The following is a 14,912-nucleotide window of genomic DNA, read 5'->3' on the forward strand; positions in this document are numbered from 1 at the left end:
GTCACCTTCCAACTCCTTGTGGGTGTGCAGCCTTGGCCGGGACGGCCGCCGACTGCTGTCTCCGTCGGCGCATCGGGTCGAGGAGCCGTCCGGCGGCCGCGAGAACGGCCTCCACGAGCAGCGCCAGTGCGGCGACCAGCACCGCTCCGGCCACCACCTGCGGGGTGTCGTACGTGTTGAAACCGGCCGTGATGATCCGGCCGAGGCCGCCTTCCCCCGCCATCGCGGCGAGCGTGGCGGTGGCGACGACCTGGACCGCCGCGGACCTCAGACCCGTCATGATCAGTGGGTGGGCGAGGGGCAGTTCGACCCGCAGGAACACCTGCCGGGCGGACATGCCCATCCCGCGAGCCGCCTCCACCACGGCCCGGTCCACCTCACGCATCCCGACGTAGGCGTTGGTCAGCAGCGGCGGCACCGCGAACAGCACCAGAGCGATGATCGTGGGCAGATCGCCGTGCCTGCCGAGCGGGGTGAGCGTCAGCAGCACCAGCACGGCGAGGGTCGGAATCGCCCGCCCGGCGTTGGAGAGGTTGACCGCCAGCGCACCCCCCTTGCCGACATGCCCCAGATACATCGCGACCGGCAGGGCGATGACGCAGGCCAGCGCCAGGCACACCGAGCTGAACCAGAGGTGCTCGGCGAGCCGGTGCCAGACCCCGTCCTCCCCTGCCCAGTTGGCGCCCGTGCTCAGCCAGGTCCAGGCATCCGCTATCGCGCCCATCGGTCAGCCCGCCTTCCCCGTCCGCACGGTGGCCCGGGTCCAGGGCGTCAGCCACCGCTGTACGGCGAGCAGCAGCACGTCGGCAACCACCGCGAGCAGCACGCAGATGACGGAGGCGGTCAGCACCTGCGCCTTGAAGTAGCTGTCCAGACCTTCGAGGATGAGCGTGCCGAGGCCGCCGTAGCCGACGATCGCGCCGACCGTCGTCAAGGCGATCGTCGACACCGCGGCTATCCGGACGCCGGCCAGCACCGCGGGCAGCGCGAGCGGCAGCTCGATCTCGAGCAGCAGCCGCCCCGAGCCGTATCCCATTCCCAGGGCCGCTTCTCGCGCCTCCTCGGGCACCGCGTCGAGCCCCGCCAGGACGTTCCGCACGAGAACCGTCAGCGAATAGAGCACCAGCCCTGTGATCACCACGGCGACGGAGACGCCGAACACCGGCATCAGCAACGAGAACATGGCCAGCGAGGGAATGGTGTAGAGCACCGAGGTCAGACCGAGGATCGGCCCGGCGAAGGCCCGCCGCCGCCGGACGAGAAGCGCCAGCGGGAAAGCGATCAGCAGGCCCAGGGCCACCGACGCGACCGTGATCCCGACGTGCTCGACGGTGGCCTCCACCAACTCCTGGCTGCGCGTGTGCACATACGCCCCGCAGAGCCACTGGTTCGCCGCCAGGCAACTCTGCTCACCCACGCCGGTCCACCTCCCCCGCAACACTTCACTGGTTGGCGACCCTATCCCCACGCCATGACAATCGGTGAAGACCGCCACCACACGGCAATACTCTCTTCACAAGAACCGGCTCCGGACCGGCCACAATGAGGAACCATGATCCGCTTCGAGCATGTCACCAAGCGCTACGCCGACGGCACGACCGCCGTGGACGACCTGTCCTTCGAGGTGGCAGAAGGCGAGTTGGTCACGCTCGTCGGACCCTCGGGCTGCGGCAAGACCACCACCATGAAGATGGTGAACCGGCTCATCGAGCCCTCCTCCGGCCGGATCTTCCTCGACGGTGCGGACATCGCAGGCGTCGACCCGGTCCAGTTGCGCCGCCGCATCGGCTACGTCATCCAGCAGGTCGGCCTGTTCCCGCACCGAACCGTCCTGGAGAACACCGCAACCGTCCCCCACTTGCTCGGCTGGCAGCGCAGGAAGGCCCGCGACCGCGCGGCCGAACTGCTCGAGCTGGTCGGCCTCGACCCTTCCGTGCACGGCAGCCGCTACCCCGACCAGCTCTCGGGCGGCCAGCGGCAGCGCGTCGGCGTCGCCCGCGCGCTCGCGGCGGATCCGCCGGTTCTCCTCATGGACGAGCCGTTCGGCGCCGTCGACCCGGTCGTGCGCGAACACCTCCAGAACGAGTTCCTCCGGCTCCAGTCGCAGGTCCGCAAGACCGTGCTCTTCGTCACCCACGACATCGAGGAGGCGGTCCGGCTCGGCGACCGGATCGCGGTCTACGGGCACGGGAAGATCGAGCAGTTCGCTCCGCCGGCCGCGGTGCTCGGCGCGCCCGCGACGCCGTATGTGGCCGACTTCGTCGGAGCGGACCGCGGTCTGAAACGCCTGTCGGTGACCGCGATCGAGCAGGGCGACCTGGAACAGCCGCCAGTGGTCCGGCTCGACGACCCCCTCGAGAAGGCCGCCGACCGGCTCACCGCCGAGGGCTCCCGGTGGGCCGTGGTTCTGGACGACTCCGGGGGTCTGCACGGCTGGATCCCGCTGGAGTCGGCCGCCTCAGGGGCGAGCGGCACCGTAGGGGAACACGCCCGCCGCATGGAGGCATGGCTTCCGCTGGGCTCGTCCCTGAAGCAGGCGTTCAGCACGATGCTTCAGCACGATGCGGGCTGGATCGCGGTCCTCGAGGGCGACCGCTTCCTCGGCGTCCTCACCCCGGCCCGGCTGCACGAGGCGCTCCGCCGTTCGATCGACGCGGACGCGCAGGAGATCGCCCGCGAGGACGTGGACCTGGACACGGTGGCGGGGGCGTAACCCCCCGAACCGATCAGTGGCGTGGGCGTCCGGCTACACCGCTGCGCCCGCCGCCTTGTCGTGGTCGTCGTCCTCCGGCAGCTTGCACACCCGCTCCAGGAACAGCGCCGCCACCACCACGGCGATGCCGGCCACCACGGACAGGCCCGCGTAGATCGCCTGATCCCGGCGGGTACCCACGTCCAGGTCGTCCATCAGCAGAAAGACGAACGTGCCGCCGTACATCCCGGCCACCAGCGCCGCCACCAGTGCGCTGGCCTGCCCGAACACCACGGCACGGGCGGCCACCAGCGGATCCACGCCCTTGGCGCCGGGCTCCCGCTCCCGCTGGGCCTTCAGCCGCGCTCGCAGTGACAGGGCAGTGGCGGCCAGCACGGCGGCGATCGCCCCGAGCACGATGGGAGCCGCCACCGGCACCCTCGGGAGCGTGCCGAACGTGTCCCACAGCCGCGCACCGGCCCAGGACAGCACCCCAGCGGCGCCGAACAGCCCGAACAGCACCCTGATCCGCAGCTGCTTCACTGGCCTCTCCTCGCGCCTCGCGATGGCATCCGCCCGTACCGGGGAGCCTAACGACTACTCGGGCAGGCGGAGTTTCAGGTCTGCGCGCGGCGCGACACCACTCCGCCCCACCTCGGCCAGCAGCTCGGAGACGGCACCGCGCCCCGGCACCTCGGCCTCCGGATCCACGTCGTGCCACGGCACGAGCACGAACGGGCGCTCGTGCACCCGGGGGTGCGGCAGTGTGAGCACCGGGTCGTCGGAGACCACGTCCTGATACGCCAGGATGTCGACGTCGATCGTCCGCGGTCCCCAGCGCTGGTCGCGTACCCGGTCGAAGGCCTCCTCGATCGCATGACCGCGCTCCAGCAGCGAGGTGGGCGGCAGCGTCGTCCTGACCAGCACCACGGCGTTGAAATACGAGGGCTGCGAGCCCGGCTCGACGCCCCACGGCTGCGTCTCGTAGACCGGAGACACCGCCTTCACCCGCAGGCCCGGGGTGTCCTCGAGGGCGTCGACCGCACCCTGCAGGGTCTCCAGCCGGTTGCCCAGATTGCTCCCGAGGGCGATCACAGCGCGTTTCGGGTTGCTCAGCGTGGTGTCGGCGGCGTCCACCTGGTGGACCACCGAGGCCGGCACGGGCTGCACGGTCGGATCGCTGGTGCTCATACGCGGCTCCGGGTGATGGTGATGGTCACGTCGTCGAACGGCACGGTGATCGGGGCGTCCGGCTTGTGCACGACGACCTCGACCTCCCGCACGGCCTCGTGCTTCAGGCACTGCTGGGCGATCCGTTCCGCGAGCGTCTCGATGAGGTCGACCGGCTCGCCTGCCACGATGTCGACGACCTCCTCCGCCACGACGCCGTAGTGAACGGTCTTCGCGAGGTCGTCGTCGGCCGCGGCGGGGCGGGCGTCCAGGCCGAGAACCAGGTCGACGATGAACGTCTGCCCTTCCTCGCGCTCCCGGGGAAACACCCCGTGGTGCCCACGGGCCTTCAGGCCGCGCAGCGCGACACGGTCCACACGAATCACTCCTGCTGGTCATCGGGAATGCGGACGTACGGGACGAGCCGACCCTGGCCGGTCCGCCGGTCGCCATCGAATCTACCTGCGATAGTCGACCGAGCTCGCCCATCGGGGCTATGGACATTGGCACGCCGGGCTGGTAGGTCGACTCGGGCCGCGCCTACCCGCGGCACCCCGTGTCCCACCCCTACCCGACTCGTACTTGGCTCGAACGAGTGGCGGGACACGTGGCGCTGACGTTCGCCCGCGGCGCCCTCTCGAGGAGGCGGCGACAACGGTGGCGGACGACGGGTCGACGGGTCAGAGCCCGGCGGGATCCCCGCCCGGCGCCTCGCCGTCCTCGTCCTCCTGGGTCTCCGCCAGCACCGGCGACCCGTGGTGAGACCACACCTTCCAGCCGGCCGCGGTGCGCCGGAACACATTCGTGGCCACGACCAGCTGTCCGACGAGCGGGCCCAGTGCGCCGTCCTCCTCCGCGGGCCCACCGCTGAGGATGTTCTCCGTGCAGGTCACCAGCGCGGTGTCGTCCTCCACCGAGACCTCGACGTCGGTCAGGAAGAACTGGATGTAGTCGGTGTTCGCCATGATCAGGGCGTACGAGCGCAGCACCTCGCTGTGTCCGCGCAACACCGGCCATCCCGGGTGCACACAGCTGACGTCGCCCTCCAGCCACATCTCGGAGAGCGCCTGGAAGTCGCCGTGCTCCATGGCTTCGTAGAGCGCGGTGTTGGCCAGCTCGACCTGCTCACGGTCCGTATCGGGTCCACTCACGCCGCGGCCTCGATGGCGCGCGCCACACGCACCGCATCCGCCGTGGGCCGCACCTCGTGCACCCGTACCGCCCACGCGCCCTCGCGCGCCGCGATCGCGGAGACGGCCGCCGTCGCCGCGTCCCGCTCCCGCGCCGGCGGCGGGCTGCCCTCCGCTCCGGCGAGGACCCGCCCGAGGAAACGCTTGCGCGAGGCCGCCACCAGCAGCGGCCGGCCCAGGGAGCGCAGCTCACGCAGATGGGCGACCAGCGCCAGGTCGTGCTCGGCCTGCTTCGCGAAGCCAAGACCGGGGTCGAGCACAATCCGCTCCGGAGTGATGCCGCCGGCGACCACGGCATCCAGTCGGCTCCGCAGCTCGGCCAGCACCTCCGCCACGACGTCGCCGTAGACGGCGCGGCTGTTCATGTCCTCGCTGAATCCGCGCCAGTGCATCACCACGAACGGCACCTCGGCCGCGGCGACGACCGGCACCATCGCGGGGTCCGCAAGGCCCCCGCTCACGTCGTTGACCAGGACGGCCCCGGCGGCCAGTGCCCGCTCTGCGACGGAGGCCCGCATGGTGTCCACGGATACGACGACACCCTCGGCCGCCAGGTCGCGGACGACGGGTATCACCCGGCGCAGCTCCTCGTCCTCGTCCACGCGCGTGGCCCCGGGGCGGGTCGACTCGCCGCCCACATCGACGAGGTCGGCGCCACCGGCCACCAGGTCGAGCCCGCGCTTGATCGCTGCGTCCCGGTCGAACCAGCGGCCACCGTCCGAGAACGAATCGGGCGTGACGTTGACCACACCCATGACCGCACAGCGGTCCCACTCCGGAAGGCCGGCCACCCGGCCGCGCAACGTACTCATGAGCCCAGCCTAGGCCTCGGCGGCCGGGCCGGTCCCCGCCGGGGGGCTGGCGGGGCTACCGGCCCTGGCCCCCCGCTCGGGCGCCGGCGCGGCCCACGTCACGCCGCCTTGAACCGCGCGCTCAAGCGCTCCCCGCGGCCCGACGCCGGATCGGCGGCACCCCGTTGTCCCACACGGATCGCCCCCCGCATGTGCCCTCGGCCGTGGGATGGCCGGTTGGCCAGGTGGTGGGGAAGGTGTGAGGCGGTGAGCGGGTTGCGGTGACGCGGAGCCGCCGGCCCGGCGAGGCTACGCCGCCTGCGGCTCCCGCTCGGGCTGGTGGGCCGACGCCATCGCCGGGAGGTGGGCGCACGTGCGCTCGCGGCGGAAGCTGCCGACGCGGGCGAACGGCCGCGGGAGGCCCAGCGTGACGAAGCCCTCCGCCTGCATCGCCGCGAAGCCGATCCGCGGCAGGTCCCGGGTGTTCCGGAAGACCAGGAAGCGCGGCTCCCACCTCGGCTGGAACTTCGCATTGAACTTGTACAGCGACTCGATCTGGAACCAGCGGGAGAGGAAGACCAGCAGCCCACGCCACCCGCGCAGCACCGGGCCCGCGCCCAGCTTCTCGCCGCGTGCCAGCGCCGAACGGAACATCGCGAAGTTCAGCGACACCCGCTGCACCCCGAGGCCGGGCGAGGCCTGCAGCGCCGCCACGATCAGCAGTTCGTTCATGCCGGGATCCGCCGACCGGTCGCGCCGCATCAGGTCCAGCGACATCCCGTCCCGCCCCCACGGCACGAAGTGGAGTACGGCCTTCAGGTCGCCGTACGGGCCGGGCTCTCCATCGTCCGCCTGGTGCGCGGTGGCGATCACACAGTCCCCGTCCGCCGGGTCCCCGATCCGTCCCAGCGCCATCGAGAAGCCCCGTTCGGTGTCGGTCCCGCGCCACTCGGCCGCGGCCCGCCGGATCCGCTGCAGCTCCTCCGGGCAGAGGTCGGCGACCCGTCGCACCCGCGTCTCGTAGCCGTTCCGCTCGATGCGCTTCACCATCTGCCGTACGTTCCGCATGGCGCGTCCGGACAGGGTGAAGTCCGCCACGTCCACCACGGCCTCGTCGCCGAGCTCGAGCGCGTCCAGGCCGGTCTCCCGGGTCCACACCTCGCCCCCGGTCTCGCTGCACCCCATGACCGCCGGGGTCCAGGAGTGAAGCCGCGCCTGCTCCATGAACGCCGCGATGGCCCCGGGCCACGCCTCCACGTCCCCGATCGGGTCACCGCTGGCGAGCATGACGCCGGAGACGACCCGATAACAGACCGCCGACTTGCCGCTCGGCGAGAAGACCACGCCCTTGTCTCGGCGGAGCGCGAAGTGGCCGAGGGAGTCGCGGCCGCCGTGCCGTTCGAGCAGCGCGCGCAGCCGTGCCTCGTCGTCGTCGGTCAGCCGTGCCGCCGGGTTCTCGGGCCGCAGCGCGAGGTAGATCGTGGTGACGGCGGTGAGCAGGCCGAGGGCGCCGAGCGAGTAGCCGACGGTCCAGCCGACGCGGCCGGTGTAGTCGACCGGCCCCTCGTAGCCGAACAGCCCGTACAGCACGTGCTGCAGGCGCTCGGTGAAGCCCGGGGCACCCACGGTGCTGCTCGGATGCGTGCTGACCACGACCATGCCGAGAGCGACGCTGCCCGAGCCCAACAGTACGAGATTGGCCAGCGCCTTCCAGCGGCTGCGCGGGTCCGGGAGGGCGGCGAACTCGCCCCGGTGGTGGACCAGCAGCGCGAGGATCGCCAAGGAGAGCAGGGTGCCGATGAGCGAGTGCCGGTAGAGGAACTGCGCCACCGCGCCGGCCGGCAGCAGCACGACGGCTGCTGTCCAGGCGCGACGCTTGCGCCGCTTGAGACCGTGCGCCAGGAGCAGCAGCAGAACCCCCGCGGACAACGCCAGCGCGGCGGCGAACGGGCCGAAGGTGCCGGGCAGGACCTCGACGACCGCGTGCATCCGGCTGTGGCGGAAGCGGGGGAACACTCCGGCGGCGATGTCCAGGAGGCCTACGAACGTGCAGGCCGTGCCGACCAGGCCGGGCACCTTCTCGGGACGCGGGCCGCGCAGCAGACCACGCACCCACCCGAGTCGGGCCGGAACTTCATCGGACTTGTCGCTCTCGATCCTGACAGACATCGCTTCCCGTGGCTCCGTCGAGAATTCTTGCGGCGGCTGGTCGCGCCATCCGGATGATTCGGCGCCCTCTAGGACGCCACTTTCCGGGCCAGGGTTGCGTGACGGGTCACCGGCCAGGCTGCGTGCCCGGGCCGTTCTCGGGCGGCTCCCGCGGCGCGGGCGGCGCGAGAGCCGATGGCCGTACGCGGTGGTGCGGCCCGACAGGGCCTAGCGAGCGACGATCAGGCTCATCGCCTCGGACCGAGTGGCGGGGTCCCGGAGCTGACCGCGGACCGCGGACGTGGTGGTCTTCGCGCCCGGCTTCCTTATGCCGCGCATGGACATGCACATGTGCTCGCACTCGACGACGACGATCACGCCGCGCGGTTCGAGGATCTCCATGAGGGAGTCGGCGATCTGCGTGGTCAGCCGCTCCTGCACCTGCGGGCGCCGGGCGTAGACGTCGACGAGGCGGGCGAGCTTCGACAGCCCGGTGATCTTGCCATCCGCGGACGGGATGTAGCCGACGTGCGCGACGCCGTGGAACGGCACCAGGTGGTGCTCGCACGTCGAGTACACCTCGATGTCCTTCACCAGCACCATCTCGTCGTGTCCGAGATCGAACGTGGTGGTCAGCACGTCCTGCGGGTCCTGCCACAGGCCGGCGAAGATCTCCTTGTACGCACGCGCCACCCGGGCCGGGGTCTCCAGGAGCCCTTCACGCTCCGGGTCCTCGCCGACCGCGATGAGGAGCTCGCGGACAGCGTTCTCGGCCCGCTTCTCGTCGAATTCGCCGATGCGGCCCTCGCCGTCCAGCGTCACCGGGTCGGTCATCTTGCCTCGATCCTCTTGCGTCCGTGCACGCGTGCAATGAGAAGCCGCGCCCCCTCAGGTTAGAACCTGAGCGGACGCGGCCTTCATTCCGGTCGGGCGAGCGGTCCCTGGTCAGCTACCCGAGCCGGGCTCCTCGGGAAGCTCCGCCTTCTCCGTGGATACGGCGGTGGGCGACGGCGCGGACCCCGGCTGAGCGCCGTTGGCCGTGGTCAGCTCCTTCGGGGAGAGCACCGGCGGGCGGGTGGAGGGCGTACGGCGCGAGGAGCCAGTCCACGCCGGGCGGGCCGGGCGCTTCACGACCGTCGAGAAGATCTCGGCGATCTCCTCCTTGCCGAGGGTCTCCCGCTCCAGCAGCTTGAGGACCAGGTTGTCGAGGACGTCGCGGTTCTCGACCAGGATCTCCCAGGCCTCGTTGTGCGCCGCCTCGATGAGCTTCTTGACCTCCTCGTCGACCAGCGCGGCGATCTCCTCGGAGTAGTCGCGCTGGTGAGCCATCTCACGGCCGAGGAAGGGCTCGGACTGGTCGGAGCCGAACTTGATCGCGCCGAGCCGCTCGGTCATGCCGTACTGCGTGACCATCGCGCGGGCCGTGGCAGTCGCCTTCTCGATGTCGTTCGCCGCGCCCGTGGTCGGGTCGTGGAAGACCAGCTCCTCCGCGGCACGGCCGCCCAGCATGTACGCCAGCTGGTCCAGCATCTCGTTGCGCGTGGTGGAGTACTTGTCCTCGTCCGGCAGGACCATCGTGTAGCCGAGCGCTCGTCCGCGGGACAGGATCGTGATCTTGTGGACCGGATCGCTGTTGGGAGAGGCCGCCGCGACCAGGGCGTGACCGCCCTCGTGGTACGCGGTGATCTTCTTCTCCTTGTCGCTCATGATCCGGTTCCGCTTCTGCGGACCGGCCACCACCCGGTCGATCGCCTCGTCCAGGAAGTGATTGTTGATCAGCTTCGCGTCGCTGCGGGCGGTGAGCAGCGCGGCCTCGTTGAGGACGTTGGACAGATCGGCACCGGTGAAGCCCGGCGTGCGACGGGCGACGGCGCCCAGGTCGACGTCGGGGGCGACCGGCTTGCCCTTCTGGTGGACCTTGAGGATCTCCAGCCGGCCCTGCATGTCCGGGCGGTCGACGGCGATCTGCCGGTCGAAGCGGCCGGGGCGCAGCAGCGCCGGGTCGAGGATGTCGGGCCGGTTGGTGGCGGCGATCAGGATGACGCCGCCCTTGACGTCGAAGCCGTCCATCTCGACGAGCAGCTGGTTCAGGGTCTGCTCGCGCTCGTCGTGGCCGCCGCCGAGGCCCGCGCCGCGGTGCCGGCCGACGGCGTCGATCTCGTCGACGAAGACGATCGCCGGGGCGTTCGCCTTGGCCTGCTCGAAGAGGTCGCGCACCCGGGAGGCACCGACACCGACGAACATCTCGACGAAGTCGGAGCCGGAGATCGAGTAGAAGGGGACGCCCGCCTCGCCCGCCACGGCGCGCGCGAGCAGCGTCTTGCCGGTGCCGGGCGGGCCGTACAGCAGCACGCCCTTCGGGATCTTCGCTCCGACGGCCTGGAACTTCGTCGGCTCCTGCAGGAACTCCTTGATCTCCTGGAGCTCCTCCACCGCCTCGTCGGCTCCGGCCACGTCGGAGAACGTCGTCTTCGGGGTGTCCTTGGTGATCAGCTTGGCCTTGGACTTCCCGAAGTTCATCACCCGGGAGCCGCCGCCCTGCATCTGGTTCATCAGGAACAGGAAGACGACGACGATGAGGACGAACGGCAGCAGTGAGAGCAGAACGCCGACGAACGGGTTCTGCTTCGACGGCGACACGGTGTAGCCGTCCGGCAGCGTGTCCTTGTCGCTGTCGTTGGTCTTGGCCTGCAGATCCTGGGCGAGCTGGGCGCCCTGCTCATCGATGTAGCTGGCCTGCAGCTTGTTGCTGCCCTCGACCTTGGTGCCGTCCTTCAGCTCGACCTTGATCTTGTTCTCGTCACCGGTCGTCAGCTCGGCGGACAGGACCTTGTTGTCGGCGATCGCCTTGACGACCTGGCCGGTGTCCACCGTCTTGTAGCCACCGGACGAGCCGACGACCTGCATCAACACGACCACGGCGAGGACGGCCAGCACGATCCACATGACCGGCCCACGGAAGTAGCGCTTCACGTCCATCCATACGGGGCGCAGGCGCCCCGTCCCTCCTGCCACAGTGAGGCACGACCACTCCTGGAGCGGAGTCGTCCGTGCGTACGGTGTATTACTCGACCACTAAAGACTGTAAGGCTGACCGTCGGACCGTACCCCAGCATTGTCCCTCGCCGCTGCCGAGGACGGTTAACAAAACAGCCTCCCCCTGCTCCAACGGCGGGAAAACGCCAGGTGTTCCCCGCCGCTCCCGCGCTGCCCCACGGCCTCCCCGCCACCGCCGCGCCCGCCAAACCGAAGACGCGCGGCTACCCGCCGTAGACGTGCGGCGCAAGGGTGCCCACGAAGGGCAGGTTGCGGTACTTCTCCGCATAGTCCAGGCCGTAGCCGACCACGAACTCGTTGGGGATGTCGAAGCCGACGTATTTCACATCGATGGCGACCTTGGCCGCCTCCGGCTTGCGCAGCAGGGTGCAGACGTTCAGCGAGGACGGTCCCCGCGAGCTGAGGTTCGACAGGAGCCAGGACAGCGTCAGGCCCGAGTCGATGATGTCCTCGACGATCAGCACGTTCTTGCCCGCGATATCGGTGTCCAGGTCCTTGAGGATCCGGACGACACCGGAGGACTTGGTGCCCGCGCCGTACGAGGACACGGCCATCCAGTCCATCGTGACAGGGGTGGACAGGGCACGCGCGAGGTCCGCCATCACCATCACCGCGCCCTTGAGGACTCCGACGATGAGCAGATCCTTGCCCGCGTACTCCGCGTCGATCTTCGCCGCCAGCTCGGCCAGCTTCGCGTCGATCTCTTCCTTGGTGATGAGCACCGACTGGAGGTCGGTGCCCATGTCCTTCTCGTCCACCCGCGTCACTCTCGGTCGTCTCGGTCCGGCAAGCCGGGCGGGAAGGGCTGTGCGACCCGTACGACCCGGTGTGCGGCCGAAGGTTTCGGCTCGGTTTCGGCTCAGTGCCCAGCGGCTTCGTCGGGCCGCCGAGTGACCACCAGACTGCCACACCGCCGCCGGACCTCGACCCGGCCGGGGAGGTTGATGGCCCCCTGGCCACGCCAGGCGGTGATCAACCGGTCCACCTCCTCGATGTGCTTGGCGAAGAGGGAACCGGGCGGGGAGCCTGCGGCGATGGCCGCGCGGCGCAGCACCCGGCGACGGATGGCGGGCGGCAGCGCATAGAGCTTTGCGGTGTCGAGAGCGACGGGTGCGGCACCGTCCGCGGCGACGGAGCCGTCGTCGTCCGCGGCGGTGCGGCCCTCGGTCCGTACGGTCCGCTCGGCCTCGGCGGCCCAGGCGTCGAGGGCGTCGGCATCGTCGCGGGAGAGCTGCGCGGTGCGGGCGAGGGCTTCGATCACGCCCTTGCCGAGCGACTTCTCCAGGGCGGGCAGGCCTTCCTGGCGAAGCCGGGAGCGGGTGTAGGCCGGGTCGGTGTTGTGGGGGTCGTCCCAGACCGGGAGCGACTGGACCAGGCACGCCTTGCGGGCGGTCTGCCGGTCGAGCTGGAGGAACGGGCGCCGGTAGCGGCCACCGGCGCCGGAGACGGGGGCCATCCCGGAGAGGGACCGCGTGCCGGAGCCCCGGGCGAGGCCCAGCAGGACGGTTTCGGCTTGGTCGTCGCGGGTGTGGCCGAGGAGGACGGCGGCGGCGCCGAGCCGCTCCGCGGCGGCGTCGAGCGCCGCGTACCGGGCGTCACGGGCGGCAGCCTCCGGTCCGCCCTGGCGTCCGACCTGCACGGTGACGGCTTCGACCGGGTCGAGACCGAGAGTCCGCAGACCGGCGGCGACCTCGGCGGCGCGCAGCTCGGAGCCGGGCTGGAGGCCGTGGTCGATCGTGATGCCGCCGGCGCGGATGCCGATTTTGGGGGCTTCGAAGGCGAGGGCGGAGGCGAGCGCCACGGAGTCCGCGCCGCCGCTGCAGGCGACGAGCACGAGCGGGCGCGGGCGCGGGGCGACTGCGGTGGACGGTTGTCGGTCGGCGTCGGCGCCGGTCAGGACGTCGTTGAGTACGTCGTGCAGTACGCGGCGGACTGCCAGGCGTATCGCTGCGACCGCTGGATGGGGACCCATGTCCGGTTCACTTCCTCAGGGCCGGGGCCGTACAGGACCTTCGCTGTACGAGCTTCCGCCGTACGAGCGTCGGCTGCAGGGCTTCGGTGGCTTCAGTCACGGCTTTCAGATCGGAGCTCTCATCACGCTGAGTATGTAGATGGTGACAGAGACGAGCTGCTACCCGAGCATCGCACGCCTACCCTTCGCCCACGGTCCCTCAGACGGGTGATAGTCGAGGCCGCCTTTCTGCCGCTCCTCTGCCCGCCTCAGCCCTTCCCGGCCGGGGAGTGGCCGGGGGCTGCGACAGTGCGGCGGCGCGGCGGCGGTTTTAGAGTGACCCCTCGGACCTCCGGTGCACCCGCGCGATCCAGTCCGCCGGTTTGACGATCTCCGCCTTGGTCGGAAGCGTGTTGGGGGACGTCCAGATCCGGTTGAAGCCGTCCATGCCGACTTCGTCGACCACGGCTCGTACGAACCGCTCACCGTCACGGTACTGCCGCAGCTTCGCATCGAGGCCGAGCAGCTTGCGCAGCGCCTGGTCGAGCCGGCCCGCGCCGCTGGCCCGGCGTTTCTGGAACTTCTCGCGGATCTCCGCGACCGACGGCACGACGTGCGGGCCGACGCCGTCCATCACGTAGTCCGCATGGCCTTCGAGCAGCGACATCACGGCGGTGAGGCGGGACAGGATCTCGCGCTGGGCGGGTGTCTGGATCAGCTCCACGATGCTCCGGCCGCCGGTGTCCCCCGCCTCGCCGTCGGGCCTGCTCCCGGTGAAGGACTGGGCCGCCTCGCGAAGGCGTTCGAGGAGGGTGGCCGGATCGACCTCGGTCTCCGCCAGGAAGGACTGGATCTCGCCCTCGATGTGGTCCCGAAGCCACGGCACGGCGGTGAACTGCGTGCGGTGGGTCTCTTCGTGGAGGCATACCCAGAGCCGGAAGTCGTGCGGCTGGACGTCGAGTTCCCGCTCGACATGGACGATGTTGGGGGCGACGAGGAGCAGCCGCCCGCCGCCATCCTCCGCCGCGGGCAGCTCACCGGTGGCCGGGGCGAAGGTCTCGTACTGGCCGAGAACGCGGGAGGCGAGGAAGGACAGCAGCATTCCGAGTTCCACGCCGGTGACCTTGCCGCCCACGGCGCCGAGGACGGCTCCGCCCGGGCTGCCGCTGCGGCGCTCCTGCATCTTCTCGAGCAGAGGTTTGAGGATTTCGCGGAATCCGGCGACGTTGGCCTTGATCCACCCCGGCCGGTCGACGACGAGCACGGGAGGGCCTCCGGCCTGGGGGCGGGGATGGGTGTCGTGGCCGGAGCCCCAGGAACCGCCCTCGGCTCCCTCGGCGCCCTCTGCCCCTTCGGCGTGGATGTCGGGGCCGGTCGCCATACGGGTGAACGAACGCACGTGTTCCTCGGACGACTTCGCATGCCTGCGCAGCTCGGCGACCACGGCCCGGGCCTCGTCCCGGCTCACCTCGGGCCCGGGCCGCACGAGCCGCGTCGCAGTCGCCACCGCGAGATTCCAGTCGACCATCTCGGCACCACCGATGCTCGTCATGACTTCACGGTACGTGGTGGACTGCGCTTGCGGGACGGGCCGCTCGCCGCGGTGGCCGCTCCGCGCCGCCGTGTGTGGACTGCGCTTGCGGGACGGGCCGCTCGCCACGGTGGCCGCTCCGCGCCGCCGTGTCCCGGCCTTCGGCCGGGATGTGTCTGCCGCCCACCCACCCGTTGCTGTCCGTACCTGCTGCGGAGGCGGCGGAGCGGCCGCAGTGCCCCACCGACGGTGAGGGTCGGGGCTGGTGCTGGGGCCAGGGCCGAGGCCTGCCGTTTCGGTGGTGGTCGGGTGCGGCCCTGAGGGCGCGGAGCAGCGAGGTCGGCGCGCTGAGCTGCGGGTGCCTCAGCATTGGCGCCTACAG

General features: G+C 70.8%; 14 protein-coding genes. 1 reads left to right on the forward strand and 13 read right to left on the reverse strand.

The window, feature by feature from the left end; genetic code table 11:
• Window position 1: 1 nt before the first annotated feature.
• Window positions 2-724, reverse strand: a complete 723-nt coding sequence (locus ACTWQI_RS27195; protein ID WP_443274400.1) for an ABC transporter permease — start codon at window positions 722-724, stop codon at window positions 2-4.
• A 3-nt stretch (window positions 725-727) separates the two neighbouring features.
• Window positions 728-1,417: an ABC transporter permease gene (locus ACTWQI_RS27200; protein WP_443274401.1), complete on the reverse strand. Its 690-nt coding sequence runs from the start codon at window positions 1,415-1,417 to the stop codon at window positions 728-730.
• A 135-nt stretch (window positions 1,418-1,552) separates the two neighbouring features.
• Between ACTWQI_RS27200 and ACTWQI_RS27205 the strand changes: the two genes are divergently transcribed.
• On the forward strand, window positions 1,553-2,713 hold the full coding sequence (locus tag ACTWQI_RS27205; RefSeq protein WP_443274402.1) for an ABC transporter ATP-binding protein: 1,161 nt from the start codon (window positions 1,553-1,555) through the stop codon (window positions 2,711-2,713).
• Between the two features lie 33 nt (window positions 2,714-2,746).
• Here the strand turns inward: ACTWQI_RS27205 and ACTWQI_RS27210 are convergent, their stop codons facing one another.
• From ACTWQI_RS27210 to ACTWQI_RS27260, 11 genes are all read right to left on the reverse strand, one after another.
• The gene (locus tag ACTWQI_RS27210; RefSeq protein ID WP_443274403.1) at window positions 2,747-3,235 is read right to left on the reverse strand and encodes a DUF3180 domain-containing protein; all 489 of its coding nucleotides are present in this window, start codon (window positions 3,233-3,235) and stop codon (window positions 2,747-2,749) included.
• 54 nt (window positions 3,236-3,289) lie between these two features.
• Window positions 3,290-3,883 carry a 2-amino-4-hydroxy-6-hydroxymethyldihydropteridine diphosphokinase gene (folK, locus tag ACTWQI_RS27215; protein WP_443274404.1) on the reverse strand — a complete coding sequence of 198 codons (594 nt, stop codon included), beginning with the start codon at window positions 3,881-3,883 and terminating at the stop codon, window positions 3,290-3,292.
• Window positions 3,880-4,239 (reverse strand): dihydroneopterin aldolase, encoded by a 360-nt coding sequence (folB, locus tag ACTWQI_RS27220; protein WP_443274405.1) that lies wholly within the window; start codon window positions 4,237-4,239, stop codon window positions 3,880-3,882. Before folB ends, folK begins: the two co-directional genes overlap by 4 nt.
• A gap of 303 nt (window positions 4,240-4,542) precedes the next feature.
• Entirely contained in the window at window positions 4,543-5,013 is a 471-nt protein-coding gene (locus ACTWQI_RS27225) for a nuclear transport factor 2 family protein (protein WP_443274406.1), read from the reverse strand.
• Window positions 5,010-5,864: a dihydropteroate synthase gene (folP, locus tag ACTWQI_RS27230; protein WP_443274407.1), complete on the reverse strand. Its 855-nt coding sequence runs from the start codon at window positions 5,862-5,864 to the stop codon at window positions 5,010-5,012. The genes ACTWQI_RS27225 and folP overlap by 4 nt, the downstream gene beginning before the upstream one ends.
• A 288-nt stretch (window positions 5,865-6,152) precedes the next feature.
• The gene (locus tag ACTWQI_RS27235; RefSeq protein WP_443274408.1) at window positions 6,153-8,012 is read right to left on the reverse strand and encodes a phosphatidylglycerol lysyltransferase domain-containing protein; all 1,860 of its coding nucleotides are present in this window, start codon (window positions 8,010-8,012) and stop codon (window positions 6,153-6,155) included.
• 207 nt (window positions 8,013-8,219) lie between these two features.
• Window positions 8,220-8,825 (reverse strand): GTP cyclohydrolase I FolE, encoded by a 606-nt coding sequence (gene folE / locus ACTWQI_RS27240; protein WP_443274409.1) that lies wholly within the window; start codon window positions 8,823-8,825, stop codon window positions 8,220-8,222.
• Between the two features lie 111 nt (window positions 8,826-8,936).
• Window positions 8,937-10,970, reverse strand: a complete 2,034-nt coding sequence (ftsH, locus tag ACTWQI_RS27245) for an ATP-dependent zinc metalloprotease FtsH (protein WP_443274410.1) — start codon at window positions 10,968-10,970, stop codon at window positions 8,937-8,939.
• A gap of 281 nt (window positions 10,971-11,251) precedes the next feature.
• On the reverse strand, window positions 11,252-11,791 hold the full coding sequence (gene hpt / locus ACTWQI_RS27250; protein WP_443274416.1) for a hypoxanthine phosphoribosyltransferase: 540 nt from the start codon (window positions 11,789-11,791) through the stop codon (window positions 11,252-11,254).
• A gap of 116 nt (window positions 11,792-11,907) precedes the next feature.
• Entirely contained in the window at window positions 11,908-13,020 is a 1,113-nt protein-coding gene (gene tilS / locus ACTWQI_RS27255) for a tRNA lysidine(34) synthetase TilS (RefSeq protein WP_443274411.1), read from the reverse strand.
• Between the two features lie 310 nt (window positions 13,021-13,330).
• Window positions 13,331-14,551, reverse strand: coding sequence for a zinc-dependent metalloprotease (locus ACTWQI_RS27260; protein ID WP_443274412.1), 1,221 nt, complete (start codon window positions 14,549-14,551; stop codon window positions 13,331-13,333).
• Window positions 14,552-14,912 lie beyond the last annotated feature (361 nt).

It is taken from the genome of Streptomyces sp. KR80, from assembly GCF_052245555.1.
Taxonomy (GTDB): domain Bacteria; phylum Actinomycetota; class Actinomycetes; order Streptomycetales; family Streptomycetaceae; genus Streptomyces.